The sequence below is a fragment of the Aeromonas sp. R4-2 genome, assembly GCF_040908295.1.
Classification (GTDB): Bacteria; Pseudomonadota; Gammaproteobacteria; order Enterobacterales; family Aeromonadaceae; genus Aeromonas; species Aeromonas veronii.
This window is the reverse complement of record NZ_JBFODL010000020.1, coordinates 113,927-128,030: the sequence shown is the minus strand read 5'-3', so window position 1 is coordinate 128,030 and position 14,104 is coordinate 113,927. Positions and strand designations below refer to the sequence as shown.

General features: G+C 60.9%; 16 protein-coding genes. 6 read left to right on the top strand and 10 right to left on the bottom strand.

All coding sequences use genetic code 11. From position 1 onward, the window contains the following. Positions 1-39: 39 nt before the first annotated feature. Positions 40-288: a PepSY domain-containing protein gene (locus AB5Y99_RS17510; protein ID WP_139742496.1), complete on the top strand. Its 249-nt coding sequence runs from the start codon at positions 40-42 to the stop codon at positions 286-288. Here the strand turns inward: AB5Y99_RS17510 and msrQ are convergent. Both msrQ and msrP read right to left on the bottom strand, forming a co-directional pair. Next, positions 285-911 carry a protein-methionine-sulfoxide reductase heme-binding subunit MsrQ gene (gene msrQ / locus AB5Y99_RS17505; protein ID WP_159158022.1) on the bottom strand — a complete coding sequence of 209 codons (627 nt, stop codon included), beginning with the start codon at positions 909-911 and terminating at the stop codon, positions 285-287. The two genes, AB5Y99_RS17510 and msrQ, sit on opposite strands and share 4 nt — an antisense overlap. After that, a complete protein-coding gene (gene msrP / locus AB5Y99_RS17500; protein WP_005356348.1) occupies positions 902-1,903 on the bottom strand; it encodes a protein-methionine-sulfoxide reductase catalytic subunit MsrP in 1,002 nt (333 codons plus the stop codon). Before msrP ends, msrQ begins: the two co-directional genes overlap by 10 nt. A 368-nt stretch (positions 1,904-2,271) precedes the next feature. On the opposite strand from msrP, the gene AB5Y99_RS17495 reads away from it, so the two are divergent. Then, complete coding sequence (locus tag AB5Y99_RS17495; protein WP_005339809.1) at positions 2,272-2,754, top strand: DUF1097 domain-containing protein; 483 nt, start codon at positions 2,272-2,274, stop codon at positions 2,752-2,754. Position 2,755: 1 nt separating this feature from the next. Here the strand turns inward: AB5Y99_RS17495 and AB5Y99_RS17490 are convergent, their stop codons facing one another. The 4 genes from AB5Y99_RS17490 to AB5Y99_RS17475 form a co-directional block, all read right to left on the bottom strand. Continuing rightward, a complete protein-coding gene (locus tag AB5Y99_RS17490; RefSeq protein WP_005339807.1) occupies positions 2,756-4,036 on the bottom strand; it encodes a sigma 54-interacting transcriptional regulator in 1,281 nt (426 codons plus the stop codon). After that, positions 4,033-4,551, bottom strand: a complete 519-nt coding sequence (locus AB5Y99_RS17485; RefSeq protein ID WP_323893375.1) for a hypothetical protein — start codon at positions 4,549-4,551, stop codon at positions 4,033-4,035. The genes AB5Y99_RS17490 and AB5Y99_RS17485 overlap by 4 nt, the downstream gene beginning before the upstream one ends. A gap of 5 nt (positions 4,552-4,556) precedes the next feature. Then, positions 4,557-5,957: a HAMP domain-containing sensor histidine kinase gene (locus AB5Y99_RS17480; protein WP_005339801.1), complete on the bottom strand. Its 1,401-nt coding sequence runs from the start codon at positions 5,955-5,957 to the stop codon at positions 4,557-4,559. 103 nt (positions 5,958-6,060) lie between these two features. After that, entirely contained in the window at positions 6,061-6,153 is a 93-nt protein-coding gene (locus AB5Y99_RS17475) for a YnhF family membrane protein (protein WP_005339800.1), read from the bottom strand. Between the two features lie 124 nt (positions 6,154-6,277). Between AB5Y99_RS17475 and AB5Y99_RS17470 the strand changes: the two genes are divergently transcribed. Further along, positions 6,278-6,853 (top strand): 2-amino-4-hydroxy-6-hydroxymethyldihydropteridine diphosphokinase, encoded by a 576-nt coding sequence (locus tag AB5Y99_RS17470; RefSeq protein ID WP_139428729.1) that lies wholly within the window; start codon positions 6,278-6,280, stop codon positions 6,851-6,853. Here the strand turns inward: AB5Y99_RS17470 and AB5Y99_RS17465 are convergent. Next, positions 6,779-7,483 (bottom strand): SDR family oxidoreductase, encoded by a 705-nt coding sequence (locus AB5Y99_RS17465; protein ID WP_368210306.1) that lies wholly within the window; start codon positions 7,481-7,483, stop codon positions 6,779-6,781. The genes AB5Y99_RS17470 and AB5Y99_RS17465 overlap by 75 nt on opposite strands. Positions 7,484-7,645: 162 nt before the next feature. Between AB5Y99_RS17465 and AB5Y99_RS17460 the strand changes: the two genes are divergently transcribed. Then, positions 7,646-8,050, top strand: a complete 405-nt coding sequence (locus AB5Y99_RS17460; RefSeq protein ID WP_005356342.1) for a CBS domain-containing protein — start codon at positions 7,646-7,648, stop codon at positions 8,048-8,050. Here the strand turns inward: AB5Y99_RS17460 and AB5Y99_RS17455 are convergent. Continuing rightward, positions 8,047-8,583 carry a DUF2301 domain-containing membrane protein gene (locus tag AB5Y99_RS17455; RefSeq protein WP_213388076.1) on the bottom strand — a complete coding sequence of 179 codons (537 nt, stop codon included), beginning with the start codon at positions 8,581-8,583 and terminating at the stop codon, positions 8,047-8,049. The genes AB5Y99_RS17460 and AB5Y99_RS17455 overlap by 4 nt on opposite strands. Positions 8,584-8,670: 87 nt before the next feature. Between AB5Y99_RS17455 and AB5Y99_RS17450 the strand changes: the two genes are divergently transcribed. Beyond that, positions 8,671-9,435, top strand: a complete 765-nt coding sequence (locus AB5Y99_RS17450) for a substrate-binding periplasmic protein (protein ID WP_368210304.1) — start codon at positions 8,671-8,673, stop codon at positions 9,433-9,435. 8 nt (positions 9,436-9,443) lie between these two features. On the opposite strand, the gene asnC is transcribed toward AB5Y99_RS17450, so the two are convergent. Continuing rightward, the gene (gene asnC, locus AB5Y99_RS17445) at positions 9,444-9,905 is read right to left on the bottom strand and encodes a transcriptional regulator AsnC (protein WP_005339783.1); all 462 of its coding nucleotides are present in this window, start codon (positions 9,903-9,905) and stop codon (positions 9,444-9,446) included. 154 nt (positions 9,906-10,059) lie between these two features. Here asnC and asnA point away from each other — a divergent pair, with 154 nt between their 5' ends. Next, positions 10,060-11,052 carry an aspartate--ammonia ligase gene (asnA, locus tag AB5Y99_RS17440; RefSeq protein WP_042082901.1) on the top strand — a complete coding sequence of 331 codons (993 nt, stop codon included), beginning with the start codon at positions 10,060-10,062 and terminating at the stop codon, positions 11,050-11,052. 299 nt (positions 11,053-11,351) lie between these two features. On the opposite strand, the gene clpB is transcribed toward asnA, so the two are convergent. Further along, a complete protein-coding gene (gene clpB, locus AB5Y99_RS17435) occupies positions 11,352-13,925 on the bottom strand; it encodes an ATP-dependent chaperone ClpB (protein WP_005339779.1) in 2,574 nt (857 codons plus the stop codon). Between the last annotated feature and the right edge of the window lie 179 nt (positions 13,926-14,104).

Sequence of the window (14,104 nt, the reverse complement as noted above, 5' to 3'; positions counted from 1 at the left end):
ACATAATGGCGTTTATAGTCTGCCAGCCATGAATCCGGAATGAATATGATCCCGCGCAGTTTCCTGCTGATCCTTTGCCTGTTGAGTGCCACAAGCTGGGCGGCCCAGAACCGTCTCGACATGGCCGGGCTGGTCAAACTCTTGCTGGCGCAAGGGTATCACGACATTCGGGAAGTGGAGCTGGAAGGGGACAAATTCGAGGTCAAAACCCTCAATCGCCAGGATCAGAAGGTGCATCTCATCGTCGATGCCTACACTGGCGAGATCAAACAACAAGAGGCCGATTAGGCCTCTTTTGCATTCCAGCGTCCCCGCATGGGGCGCAGCAGCTTCTCCCGTCTCGGCCAGAGCAGGGCGCAGGCCAGCAGCAGGTAAATGAGAGGCTCCCCCCAACCGCTCTTGAGCGACCACCAGTAATGCACCGGCACCAGCAGGGCGATGGCATAGACCCAGTTGTGCAGTTTCTGCCATGCGGCGCCCATGCGGCGCTGAAATACGGGCAGCGAAGTGATGCTGAGGGCGGCCAGCAGCAGCAATGCCACCATCCCCACCACGATATAGCTGCGCTTGACCAGCTCGCCGCCAATCAGGCCCCAGTCAAACTGCAGATCCAGCCCCAGCCACGCCATGAAGTGGAGCAGCGCCCAGGCAAAACACCAGAGCCCGAGGGGGCGGCGCAGCTTGATGAGCTGCCCCTGCCGCCAGCGCTTGGCTAGCGGTGACACCAGCAGGGTGAGCAGCAGCAGGTTGAGCGCCCCCTTGCCGAGGTAGTGGATAAGCTCTGGCACCGGATCGCCCCCCAGCAGACCTGCCGGAATGGCAAACCACAGCCAGAGCAGGAAGCCGAGAGCGCCCAGATGCACCAGTGCCCGCAAGCCGTTGATATGGGCCGGTTTCAATCTCAGTACCATTGGCGCAGATCCATCCCCTGATAGAGCGAGGCGACCTCGTCACCATAGCCGTTGAACATCAGGGTCGGCTGACGCTTGGCGCCAAACACCCCGCCCTCGCCGATAAAGCGCTCGCTGGCCTGACTCCAGCGCGGATGATCCACCTGCGGATTGACGTTGGCGTAGAAGCCATATTCGTTGGGAGCCAGCAGATTCCAGGTGGTCGGCGGCATCTCCTCCACCAGCCGGATCGAGACGATGCTCTTGATGCTCTTGAAGCCGTATTTCCACGGCACCACCAAGCGAATCGGCGCGCCATTCTGGGCGGGCAGGGTCTTGCCATAGAGCCCCATCGCAAGGAAAGAGAGAGGGTGCATCGCCTCGTCGATACGCAACCCCTCCACATAGGGATACTCGATGCCGCCCCCCAGACTGGAGGCCTGCCCCGGCAGCTGTTTCGGATCAAACAGGGTTTCGAAGGCGACAAACTTGGCGCGACTGGTGGGCTCGGCACGGCGGATGATCTCCGCCAGCGAGATCCCGTTCCAGGGCAGCACCATGGACCAGGCTTCGACGCAGCGCAGCCGGTAGATCCGCTCCTCCAGCTCGCTCTTGTTGATGAGATCCCACACATCGAGGGTAAAAGGCTTGGCCACCTCCCCCTCCACCTTGAGGGTCCAGGGTTCGGGCTTGAGGTAATGGCCGTTGCGAGCCGGGTCGGACTTGTCGGTGCCAAGCTCATAAAAGTTGTTGTAACTGGTGGCCTTCTCTTCCGGTGTCAGCACCAGATTGGCCGGGCGCTCGGCAGGCTTGCTGTTGAGCGGTTTGGTAGCTAACTGGGGGGCATCCTCTTTGCCGCGTAGCAGGTCGAGCACTCCGGCCTGAGTGGGAAACGCCAGGGTGGCCGCGCCCAGACCCAGCCCTTTGAGAATAAGGCGGCGGTCCTGATAGACGGCTTCCGGGGTGACATCCTGTTCGGTGAGGGGGTGGGCGGTACGACGCTTGATCAACATGAAAAACTCCCGGGGCTGAGTGAGGCAGTATGGATAAGACCCGCCCCGGCAGATTTTTATTTCACACAAATTTACATCATGTGGTGCAGGGGCAGTGCCTTGGCCATGGTGCCGACCAGAAACAGGACTACGAACACCAGCAGGGGAACGATCACATTTGGCGCCATCAGACTCACTCCATGAGCAGGACAGGGCCTCTAACTATGGCCGACTGTCAGGCCGGTCACCAATGAATTTTTTCCGCGAGCGCAAGCGTATTCCTGAGTTGAAAAGGGTGATGAAGATCACACACAATTCGGCCCCCGCTTGCCGCCCCGATTGCCGGGGGTAGGCTGCCCATTTTGCGAAGCCAACTGAAGAGTCGCCCCATGAGCCCACTGATCGCCATCGCCATCACCACTGGAATTCTCTCCGCCGTCTGGGGCTGGATTGCCGTCGCGTTCGGCCTTATCTCCTGGGTCGGCTTTCTCGGCTGCACCAGCTATTTCGCGTCAAGCGGCGGCTACAAGGCGCTGCTGCAGACCATCTTCTGCAACACCAGCGGCATGCTGTGGGCACTGCTGCTGATCCATGGCGACAGTCTGTGGGGAGCGGGTGTTGCGGGTTATGTGATGACGGGGGTGGTCGCCACCCTGATGTGCGTGCAGGCCAAACAGCAGTGGCTCGGCTACATTCCCGGCACCTTTGCCGGTTGCTGTGCCACCTTCGGGGCGGCTGGCGAGTGGCGGCTGATCCTGCCCTCCCTCATCATTGGCGCCTTGTTCGGTTACCTGATGAAGGCGAGCGGCCTCTGGCTCTCCCATAAAACCCAGAAAGCTGACGCCGCTCCGGCGGTGGTTGATCCCGCCTGATTTATCCCTTCGATTTGAAGTTTGCAGCTTCGATACCGTGCCGATTCAATAACTTGTAAAAATCGGTACGGTTTCTGCCCGCCATGTTGGCCGCCAGGGTCACGTTACCCTCGGTGGTGCGCAGCAAACGGATCAGATACTCCTTCTCGAATTCGGCCCGCGCCTCGTTGAACGAGGGGATGCCACCGCCACCGCCGCTCAGGGCGGACTCCACCATGGATACTCCGATCACCGGGCTGCAACAGAGGCTGGCGAGCTGCTCCACCACGTTGCAGAGCTGGCGCACGTTGCCGGGCCAGGCAGCGGCCGCCAGCATCGCCAGCGATTCGGGCGAAAAACCCATGGCGGCGCAGTCGCTGTGGCGGCTACGGTAGTCATCGAGCGCCTGTCGGGCCAGCAGGGGGATATCCTCACTGCGGGCACTGAGAGACGGCAAGGTGATATTGGCGACGTTGAGACGATAGAAGAGATCTTCCCGAAAGCGCCCCTCCTCCATCGCCTTGACCAGATCCTGATGGCTGGAGCTGAGCACCCGCACCTCCGGCGTACCCTGACCATACTCCTCCATCACCTGCAGCAGCTTGGCCTGCAGGGATTCGGAGAGGCTGCCAATCTCGTCGAGAAACAGGGTCGCCCCCTTGGCTTGCTCGAACAGACCGGACTGGCCATCTTCACCAAACAGCTGCAAGTCGAGTGACGCCCACGGAATGGCGGCACAGTTGATGGTATGAAGCGGCTTGTCGCGCCGCTGGCTGGCCTGGTGCAGCGCCTGCGCCATCGCCCCCTTGCCGGAGCCTGACGGCCCCATGATCAGCACCGGCACCTCCATGGTCGCAATGCTGTGGGCCTGGATCAGCAGCTGTTCCAGCTGGGGATTGCGGGTCAGGATCAGCGACTGCCACTCCTGCTGCTGTTTCGGCCGGGTCAGACTCAGCGCATGTTCGATGGTGGCGAACAGCTCATCCTTGTTGATGGGTTTGGTCAGAAAGCTGAAGACCCCGGAGCGGGTCGCCTGAATGGCGTCCGGGATGGTGCCGTGGGCGGTCATGATGATCACCGGCAACCCCAGCCACTGGGCCTGGATCCGCTCGAACAGCGCCAGACCGTCCATGCCGGCCATCCGCAGATCGCTCAGCACCAGATCGGCCCGTTGCTGACGCAACCGGTCGAGGGCCCCTTCCGCACTGTCGGCGGTATCCACTTCATAACCCTGACTGCGCAGCCGCATGCTCATCAGTTTGAGCAGGCTGACGTCGTCATCCACCAACAGGATCCGGCTCATGGTATTACCTCACGATTCTCGTTCAGCTTGCGCTGGTTGAGCTGGTCGTCGATGGCGGTCAGCTGCTCGATCTGGCGGCGCAGCCGCTGGATCTCCTGACTCTGGTCATCGCGACGGCTGTCGCGAGCCAGCAGCTGCTCGCCGAGGGCGATCCAGCTACGTAAAAAGGCCTGCGCATCGAGACCCAGTTCGGGCAGCATCTGCTTCAGGCGCGCCAGACCGGCGGTGCGATTGGCCACCGATTCGGCGGGGTGGGAGTCCACCATCGCCAGACTGACCCGGCTCTCCAGATCGTCGGCCCCTTTCAGACGCTGACGCTCCTGCACCCGTTGCTGGGGGTGACTGGCCAGCAGCCAGTCGGAGTATTGCAGACGCACCTGCATCTCCTTGTTGGCAAACTCCATCCGCTTGGTAAAAGCGATATCGGAGGACTCCCGCTGTGCCTGTTGCGGCAGCAAGGAGCAACCCGCGAGCAGCCCTGCCATCAGAGCTGGAAATACGCGTTGTATCTTCATAGTCCTCATTTCAACGTCAACCTGAAACAGACATCAGCCTGTTCATCCTCTACCAGAACCAGTTCCCCCCCCAGGCTGTTGGCAGACTCGCGGGCGATGGAGAGGCCCATGCCCGAGCCTTTCAAGAGACCTTGCCGCACTGTGCTGCCTTGCTCGAAGGGTTCAAAAATGCGTTGCTGATCGGCCACGGGGATCTTGGGCCCCTCGTTGGCCACTTCCAGCCAGCTTATCTGTTCATCCTGCCCTGCCCTGATCCAGATATTGCCCCCGCTGGCGCCGTAACTGACGGCGTTGGAGAAGAGGTTATCGAGGATCAGTCGTAGCCGGTAGGGCTCCGCCCACAGGGTAACCGGCACGGTCGGCAAGTGTACACGGATCTGCTTGGACTCCAATGCCAGCCGGTACTCTGCAGAAAGTTCCGACAACATCGGCAGCAGGGGGACGGGCTCCAGTTCGAAGGCCTCCTGCTGACTGAGCCGGTTGAAGTCGAGCAGCCGCTCGATCAGGGTCTGCAAACGCCGACTGTTCTCGTCGAGCATCTGACAGATCTCCAGCTGATCCGGCGTCAAAGGCCCGACCAGCTGCTCGCAGAGCAGATCCGTCCCCTCCCGCAGCACCGCCAGCGGGGTCTTCAGTTCATGGGATACATGGCGCAGGAACTGGTATTTCTGCAGCTCCAGCTCCTTGAGTTTGTCGTGCAGCCAGACGATCCGCTCCCCCAGCAATACCAGCTCGGCAGGGCCGTCAACCGGCTTGGGATCGGGTTCGACCCCGGCTCCCAGGCTCAAGATGCGCGACTCAATCTGTCGTACCGGGTGGATGATGAGGTAGGTGAAGATAAAGACCATCAGCAGGCTGAGCGCCGCCACCGCTCCACTCACCCACCAGAGCTCGCTGGTCAGTCCGGCGATGGTGAGCTGCACCCGATCCATGTGTTCGTCAACCCGGCTGCGGGTGACTATTTCGAGCTGCTTGTTGGCATCGTTGAACTGCTCGAGCTTGTCCCCCGCTGCCGCCGCCCGGGCCAGCGCGGCATCCTGCAGGCTGTCGAGCCAGGCCAGCCCCTGATCGAGCCCGCTGTAGAGCTGGCCATCGGTGATGGAGTTGCGGTGTTCCGCCAGCAACACCCGATACCCGTCGAGTTGCTGCTGGTAGCTGGTGAGACTGCGGCGATCCCCCAGCACCGCGAAGCGGCGCAAGGTGCGTTCGATATCGATGGCTTGCGCCGTCAACAGGGTGGCGCGGCGGGTATCCTTGACCGCCCGCTCCATCTCGTCGCTGGTGAGCTGACTGAGGTGGGCAAGGGAGGTGCTGTTGTGCCAGATCATGCCGCCCAGCGGCATCAATACCAGCACAAATCCCATCAATACCACCTGCAGCAGGGAGCGTGGGCGAACCTTGGTCATCATCTCTTCTCTTGCATTCTCACCGGTGCGCCAGCATAGCCGCACCGCCCCAAAAAACAAAACCGGCCAACAGGCCGGTTTGTATTATCTGGATTGTGGTGATTCACGCCAACGCGACAGAGGCCAGACAGATAATCATGATCATCGCCAGCGCGCCCGAGGCGGTCAACAGCGCCCATTTCAGCTCCACACTCATGCAAACCTCCTTTCTGCCAATCAGTGCCGGATCACAATAGATAAGACAATGTTAAGCCATAGTTAATCCGATAACCGTGAGCTGCGTATACATTTCAGATGAGCCCAACCCAGGGAAGGTGAGCATGTTCTATCTGTGTAGCATTGGTTCCAATATTGACCCGCATATCCATGTCAGCCGGGCGCTGGCCGAGCTGTTTGCGAACGTCGGCCCCCTGCGGCTGAGTTCGGTGATCCGCACCAAGCCGGTGGGAATGCACTCCAGCCACGACTTTCTCAACTGCCTGCTGGTGGTGGAGAGCCCGCTCGATGCCGCCAGCCTCAAGCAGTACTTTATCGCCCTTGAAGTAGCTCACGGCCGGGATCGCAGCGATCCGCTCTGCAAGGTGCACGATCGGCCGCTCGACATCGATATTCTGGCCAGCAACAGGAGCAGTGACTTTACCTCGGCAGAGGTCGATTCCTATCTGGCGGAGCTGCTGGCCGAGCTCTACGGCCATGGCGAGGTGCATGACCCCAAGGTGGCGCTGCAAGTGACGCTCCCTGCCCCGTCGGGCAAGCTCAAACCCGGCAAGGACTTGCTGACCCGGCAGGTCGGGCTGGAGCCGCTGGTGCTTGGCAAATCTTCAGAGAGTGGCCAGCGCGCGCCCGCCATCTACCTTGATGCTGGCACCCGTCATATAACTGTTCCCCATCAGTAACTGCACCGCCTGCCAGATGGGCTCAAGTCCCCCCTCCCGCGCCAGCGGCGTTTTCGCCAACACCTGCTGGCGCCACGCCTCGTCATGTTCATCGAGAAACAGGATCGGCCCCGGCTCTATGGTGTTGACTCGCACCGCAGGCGCCAGCTCCCGGGCAAAGCTCATGGCCAGCGAATGGGCTCCCGCCTTGGTGGCCACATAGCTGGCAAAACGGGGGGCCGGGGCATGAATATAGATATCGGTGATGTGAATGATGCTGGCGTTGGGGTTGCTGGCCAGCCGGGCGGCCAACGCCCGGTTGAGCTGGAAGGGGGCCGCCATGTGCACCCGGTAGAACTGCTCGAACTGGGCCAGTTGCGCCGCCGGATCAGTTGCCTGAGGTTCGAAAGCAGAGGCGTTGTGGATCACCAGCATCAGATCCTGATGGGCAGCCAGCACATCGATCAGCTTGCCAACGTCCTCTTCCCGGCCAAAATCCGCCTGCACCAGTTCGACCCCCAATGCAGCCAGCGTGGCCAGCTCCGCCCGCTCGCTGCGATAGCTGCCCGTCACCTGCCAACCCGCTGCCACCAGCTGTTCACAGAGATAAAATCCGAGTCGACGGCCGCAGCCCGTAACCAATGCACGCATACGATCTCCTTTCCCTTTCATGGTCTTGCATGAACGAAGCCCGCCTGCCAGCGGATCACCGCCGATGGCTTGTGCCTATCAATCCCTGCGGCACAAGCCATTGGTCGCGGGCCACCCACCCGCGTCATAGTGGCGGCATCCCCCTCTTGCGGAGTCACCACCATGCTGAAAGTACACCACCACATGGGTCGCCTGACCCACTCCCTCACTGCCGGACTCGGCCTGGCCGAGGCGCTGGATCGCCTGCATCAATCGGGTCTTGGCGGCCTGCCGGTGCTGGATGAGCAGAAACGGCTGATCGGCTTTCTTTCCGAACAAGACTGCATCCCCAGCCTGCTCACCGGCAGCTACCACTGCGATACCCGCACCCGGGTGGAGGATCTGATGAACCGCTCGCCCCTCTCGGTCGGGCCGGATGAGAGCATTCTGGATCTGGCTCGCCAGATGGCCGATGCCAAGCCCAAGATCTACCCGGTGCTGCAACAGGGCAAGGTGATCGGCATCATCAGCCGCCGTCAGGTGATGCAGGCCCTCAACCAGCAGATGAAGGTGTGCCAGCAGACCTAGATCTGGTAACGCCCCTTGTCACCGATATCGAAGTGCAGGGGCATCCGCCACTTGGCCAGCGCCAGCAAGGTCAACAGGGCCCCGCAGACCAGCGCCACCAGTGCGGCGGCCCACTCCACCCGCAACCACTCCAGCAGCCATAACGCCGGCAGCAAAATGGGTACTAGTTTGATGCCGGGAATCGAGAAGCAAAACTGCTCCTTGAACGCCAACCCGGAGAGGGTCGCCAAGGCCGCTCCCAGCACCAGCGCATCCGGTGCTCCTACCGCAGCCAGGGCCAGCGCGCCCCAACCAAATCCCTGCAGAATCAGGCGAATCCGCTTGTCGTAGATATGCAGCGAGAAGCCGCAGATTGCGCTTGCCACTGCCAGAGACATCAACCATTGTGCCGACGGAAGCAGTGCCATCCCGCTCAGCAGCGCCGCACCGCGGCAAAGCAGCAACAAGGCTGCCGCACTCAAGCCAAGGCGGTAGAGCGAGACGGTCAACTTGTCGATCCCGTCCAGCGGGCTCTCGATTTCAGGATTTGCCATAAACAGTCGCTTCTAACGGATCAGGTGCCATCCAATATACTGGAATCAGGTCTTGGAATATCTTCAAACGGGCTCAGGAGACGTAGTTTGCGTGTGATCCCCCTGTTTTGGTTGCTGTTTCCACTCGGATTGCCCGCCAAAGAGCTGGTGATCTGCGGCACCATGGAGCCCCCGCTCAAGTTTCTCGATGCCGATCAGAAACCTCGCGGACTCGATATCGACATCGTCACCGCCATCTTCGACAAGCTGGAGACGCCTTTTAGGATCGAGCTGGCCGACTCCGGCGCCCGCCTCACCCGCAACGCCGAAACCGGCGCCTGCGACCTGGTGATGACCCACTCCTACAAGGCAGAGCGGGAGAGTTATCTCATCTATCCCCAACAGGCCCATCTTCGCCACAGCTGGCACTTCTTCGTGCGCAAGACTGACCTGCTGAAGATCCGCTACGAAACGCTGGCCGATCTCAAACCCTGGCGCATCGGCGTGACCAAGGATTTCTCCTATACCCCTGAACTGGCAGCAGCCATGACCGACCCGGCCTATCAGTTTCAGGAGATCACCATGAACCAGCTGCAACTGCGCAAACTGCTGGCCGGACGGATCGATACCGTGCCCATGCCGCTGGTCACCGCCTTCACCCAGATCAAGGAAGAGGGGCTGACGGGAAAGATCGATTACCTGCCCAAACCGCTCAAGAGCAGCCCCTACTTCAACACCTGGGCCCGCGCACGGGCGGATGCACAAACCCCCGCCCTGATGGCGGCCTACGATGCCGAACTGCTGCGCATGAAACGCAACGGCAGCCTCAAGGCCCTCTACGACAAGTACGCCATCCCCTATATCGAACCCTGATCAAGGGGTCAGGGTTTCACATCCCGCAGGATCGGATTCTGCAGCGAAATCAGGGTTTCAGTGGACTGGATCTCGTCGATGGTCTGGATCTTGTTGATCAGCACTATCTGCAGCTCGTCGATGGAGCGGGTCATCACCTTCATGAAGATGCTGTAGTGGCCCGTGGTGTAGTAGGCCTCCACCACTTCGTCCAGCGCCTGCAGCTTGGCCAGTGCCGAGGGGTAATCCTTGGCACTCTTCAGATTGATCCCGATAAAGCAGCAGACGTCGTAACCCAGCTTCTTGGGGTTAACCTGCACCCGTGTCCCCTCGATGATCCCCGCCTGTTTCATCTTCTCCACCCGCACATGGATGGTGCCCGGGCTGACCGCCAGTTGTTTCGCAAGTTCGGCGTAAGGGATCCGCGCATTCTCCATCAGAGCGGTGAGGATGGCCTGATCGAGATTATCGATCCGGTAATTTTCCGGCATTTTTTTGCACTCCCGTTGACGATACCTCATTAAAAAACGGCTTATTTTGAAGAAAAAAATACACAAAGCCTATTTCTATTATCGAATATTGAATTTAGTTAGCGATCCGTTGAAAAATCACCACATCCAACGGGGTTTGAAACAGGAATTCAGCATGAAACAGCACTACATTCGCAGCCAACAGCAGATCAGCTTCGTCAAAGAGATGTTCTCCCGCCAACTCGCCCAGCAGCTGGGTCTGATGGAGGTGCAAGCCCCCATTCTGAGCCGGGTCGGTGATGGCACTCAGGACAACCTCTCTGGCCATGAGAATGCAGTGCAGGTCAAAGTAAAAACCCTGCCGGAGCACAGCTACGAAGTGGTCCATTCACTGGCCAAGTGGAAGCGCCAGACCCTGGGTCGCTTCGGCTTCGGCCCGGGCGAAGGGATCTACACCCACATGAAGGCGCTGCGTCCGGATGAAGACAAGCTCACCCCCATCCACTCCGTCTACGTGGATCAGTGGGACTGGGAGAAGGTGATGCCGAGCGAGCGCCGCGATCTTGCCTATCTGCAAGAAACCGTGCGCGGCATCTGGGCCGCCATCAAGGCCACCGAGCGCGCAGTCTGCGCCGAGCATGAACTGACCCCCTTCCTGCCGGCCGAGATCCAGTTCCTGCACAGCGAAGAGCTGCTGGCCCGCTACCCGGACCTCGATGCCAAGGGGCGCGAGCGCGCCATCGCCAAAGAGCTGGGGGCCGTGTTCCTGATCGGCATCGGTGGTGCCCTCTCCCACGGCGAACGCCACGATGTGCGCGCCCCGGATTACGACGACTGGAGCAGCCACAACGAGCTGGGTCTGGCAGGTCTGAACGGTGACATTCTGGTGTGGAACCCGGTGCTGCAAGACAGCTTCGAGATCTCCTCCATGGGGATCCGGGTCGATGCCGAGGCGCTGCGCCGTCAGCTGGCTATCACCGGCGACGAGGATCGCCTGCAGTACGACTGGCACCAGGACCTGCTGGCCGCACGGATGCCGCAGACCATCGGCGGTGGCATCGGCCAATCTCGTCTGGCCATGCTGCTGCTGCAAAAAGAGCATATCGGTCAGGTGCAGGTTGGTGTGTGGCCCTCTGAAATGAAGGCCGCTATCCCGGGCATGCTGTAAACGCGTTTATTTCATCGGTCTGGCCTGTGCGCAGTGGCACGCGGGTCAGCCCTGAAGGTGTGTGGCGGTGCGGACTGAACGAGCGCAGTCCGGACATGCTGTAAGCCGCGTGGTCATACCTGATGGCCCACGGCGAAACCGGGGCTTGCCCCTGCGACCCGCTCAACCCACGTCAGGTCGCGTCACTACATTCCTCCCGGCAATCTTCGGATTGCCGTTTTTTTGCACCCGAATCCCCGCCACCAGATATGACAACGCCAGCCCGAGGGCTGGCGTTGCAAACATTGATACAGAATCGGTTACTGGGTCATGGTCAGGCCGTTGCTGTCGGCCCCCAGCACCAGTTTTTTGCCCGGAACGATGCGGCCGGAGAGCAGGGCCTGCGCCAGCGGGTTCTCCACCTTCTGCTGGATCGCCCGTTTGAGAGGCCGCGCCCCATAGACGGGGTCGAACCCGGCATGCACCAGCTTCTCGAGCAGCGCTTCGCTCACCTCCACCTCGTAGCCCTGAGCCTCCAGTCGGCCCATCAGGCTCTTGAGCTGGATGCGGGCGATGGACTTGATGTGATCCTCGCCAAGCGGATGGAACACCACGGTCTCGTCGATCCGGTTGATAAACTCCGGCCGGAAACTGCGGGTCAGCACATCCATCAGCATGGCCTTCATCTCGTCGTAGTCTTTCTCGGAGTGGTGCTCCTGAATCAGATCCGACCCGAGGTTGGAGGTCATGATCACCACCGAGTTGCGAAAATCGACGGTCCGACCCTGACCATCGGTCAGGCGGCCATCATCAAGCACCTGCAACAGGATGTTGAACACATCCGGATGCGCCTTCTCCACCTCGTCCAGCAGGATCACCGAGTAGGGACGACGGCGTACCGCCTCGGTCAGATAACCGCCCTCTTCGTAACCTACGTATCCGGGAGGCGCCCCCACCAGACGGGCCACGCTGTGTTTCTCCATGAACTCGGACATGTCGATCCGCACCATGGCATCCTGGGTATCGAACAGGAACTCCGCCAGCGCCTTGCACAGCTCGGTCTTGCCCACCCCGGTGGGCCCCAGGAACAGGAAGGAGCCGATGGGGCGATTCGGATCTGAGAGCCCGGCGCGGGAGCGGCGAATGGCGTTGGAGACCGCATCGACCGCCTCTTCCTGGCCAATCACCCGGCTGTGCAGCTGATCTTCCATCCGTAGCAGCTTGTCGCGCTCCCCTTCCAGCATGCGGGCGACCGGAATACCGGTCCAGCGGGCCAAGACGTCTGCAATCTCCACATCGGTGACGCGGTTGCGTAGCAGACTGGTCTCCTGCATCTCCGCCTGAGTGGCGAGATCCAGCTGTTTCTCCAGCTCCGGAATGCGGCCATATTGCAGCTCGGACATCCGGCCCAGGTCGCCTGCGCGGCGCGCCACGTCGAGATCCTGACGGGCCTGCTCCAGCGCAGCCTTGATATGCTGGGTACCGGCAAGGGCAGCCTTCTCGGCCTTCCACACCTCGTCCAGCTCGTTGTATTCCCGATCTTTTTCGCCAATCTCCTGATTGATCAGCTCCAGACGCTTGCGGCTGGCGTCGTCGTCCTCCTTCATCAGCGCCTGCTGCTCCAGCTTGAGCTGGATGATGCGCCGCTCGAGGCGATCGAGCGCCTCGGGCTTGGAGTCGATCTGCAGCCGGATGCTGGCCGCCGCCTCGTCGATGAGATCGATGGCCTTGTCCGGCAACTGACGATCCGCAATGTAGCGGTGCGACAACTGAGCCGCCGCCACGATGGCGGGGTCGGTGATCTGCACATGGTGGTGCAGCTCGTAACGCTCTTTCAGGCCGCGCAGAATGGCGATGGTGTCCTCCACGCTCGGCTCTTCCACCAGCACCTTCTGGAAGCGACGCTCCAGCGCGGCATCTTTCTCGATGTACTGACGGTACTCATCCAGGGTTGTGGCGCCGACGCAGTGCAGGTCGCCACGGGCCAGCGCAGGCTTGAGCATGTTGCCCGCATCCATGGCCCCCTCGCCCTTGCCGGCGCCAACCATGGTGTGCAACTCGTCGATAAAGAGGATGACGTTGCCCTCCTCCTTGGCGAGATCGGTCAGTACAGCCTTGAGCCGCTCCTCAAACTCGCCGCGATACTTGGCACCGGCCACCAGCGCCCCCATGTCCAGCGACAGCACCCGCTTGTTCTTGAGCCCTTCCGGTACTTCGCCGTTGATGATGCGCTGAGCCAGTCCCTCCACGATGGCGGTTTTACCGACACCGGGGGCACCGATCAGCACCGGGTTGTTCTTGGTACGGCGTTGCAGCACCTGGATGGTGCGGCGGATCTCGTCATCCCGGCCGATCACCGGGTCGAGCTTGCCGATCTCGGCCCGCTCGGTCAGATCGATGGTGTACTTCTCCAGCGCCTGACGGTTCTCCTCGGCGTTGGCATCCTCCACCTTCTTGCCGCCACGCACCTTGTCGATGGCCGCTTCGAGTTTCTCCTTGGTCAGCCCCTGGGCGCGCAGCAGCTCACCCAGCGTTCCCTTGTCGTCGAGGGCAGCCAGCACGAACAGTTCGGAGGAGATGAACTGATCCTTGCGCTGCTGGGCCAGTTTGTCGCAAACGTTGAGCAGGCGGCCGAGGCCGTTGGAGAGCTGCACGTCCCCTTCCACGCCGCTGACGCGCGGCAGGCGATCCAGCTCCTCACCGAGACGGGAGCGCAGGGCATTGATATCCATCCCGGTCAGGGTGAGCAACGGACGGATGGAGCCGCCATCCTGATTGACCAGCGCGGTCATCAGGTGAACGGGTTCGATGAATTGGTGGTCACGACCCAGCGCAAGAGACTGGGCATCGGAAATAGCAATCTGGAATTTGCTGGTAAGGCGATCGAGGCGCATTGCACTCCCCCTTCAAACAGGCAGACGCCGCTTGCGCGGCAAACAACATAACTTTCTGAGATGAAAGATGAGGCCCGTACGGGCTATTTCAAGGGCATGGGCTGGTTATTTTTTCTGCAAAGCGGGGAGAGGGCAGGATCCCCGCCTCTCTCATACGGATCTGTTCTTGAGAGAGACGG

Coding starts and splice junctions, on each gene's coding strand:
- AB5Y99_RS17490 (WP_005339807.1), bottom strand. CDS start 4,036: ATGAGCCGGATCCTGTTGGTGGATGACGACGTCAGCCTGCTCAAACTG.
- msrP (WP_005356348.1), bottom strand. CDS start 1,903: ATGTTGATCAAGCGTCGTACCGCCCACCCCCTCACCGAACAGGATGTC.
- asnC (WP_005339783.1), bottom strand. CDS start 9,905: ATGCCGGAAAATTACCGGATCGATAATCTCGATCAGGCCATCCTCACC.
- AB5Y99_RS17495 (WP_005339809.1), top strand. CDS start 2,272: ATGAGCCCACTGATCGCCATCGCCATCACCACTGGAATTCTCTCCGCC.
- AB5Y99_RS17475 (WP_005339800.1), bottom strand. CDS start 6,153: ATGAGTGTGGAGCTGAAATGGGCGCTGTTGACCGCCTCGGGCGCGCTG.
- clpB (WP_005339779.1), bottom strand. CDS start 13,925: ATGCGCCTCGATCGCCTTACCAGCAAATTCCAGATTGCTATTTCCGAT.
- AB5Y99_RS17460 (WP_005356342.1), top strand. CDS start 7,646: ATGCTGAAAGTACACCACCACATGGGTCGCCTGACCCACTCCCTCACT.
- AB5Y99_RS17510 (WP_139742496.1), top strand. CDS start 40: ATGAATATGATCCCGCGCAGTTTCCTGCTGATCCTTTGCCTGTTGAGT.
- asnA (WP_042082901.1), top strand. CDS start 10,060: ATGAAACAGCACTACATTCGCAGCCAACAGCAGATCAGCTTCGTCAAA.
- AB5Y99_RS17455 (WP_213388076.1), bottom strand. CDS start 8,583: ATGGCAAATCCTGAAATCGAGAGCCCGCTGGACGGGATCGACAAGTTG.
- msrQ (WP_159158022.1), bottom strand. CDS start 911: ATGGTACTGAGATTGAAACCGGCCCATATCAACGGCTTGCGGGCACTG.
- AB5Y99_RS17470 (WP_139428729.1), top strand. CDS start 6,278: ATGTTCTATCTGTGTAGCATTGGTTCCAATATTGACCCGCATATCCAT.
- AB5Y99_RS17480 (WP_005339801.1), bottom strand. CDS start 5,957: ATGACCAAGGTTCGCCCACGCTCCCTGCTGCAGGTGGTATTGATGGGA.
- AB5Y99_RS17485 (WP_323893375.1), bottom strand. CDS start 4,551: ATGAAGATACAACGCGTATTTCCAGCTCTGATGGCAGGGCTGCTCGCG.
- AB5Y99_RS17465 (WP_368210306.1), bottom strand. CDS start 7,483: ATGCGTGCATTGGTTACGGGCTGCGGCCGTCGACTCGGATTTTATCTC.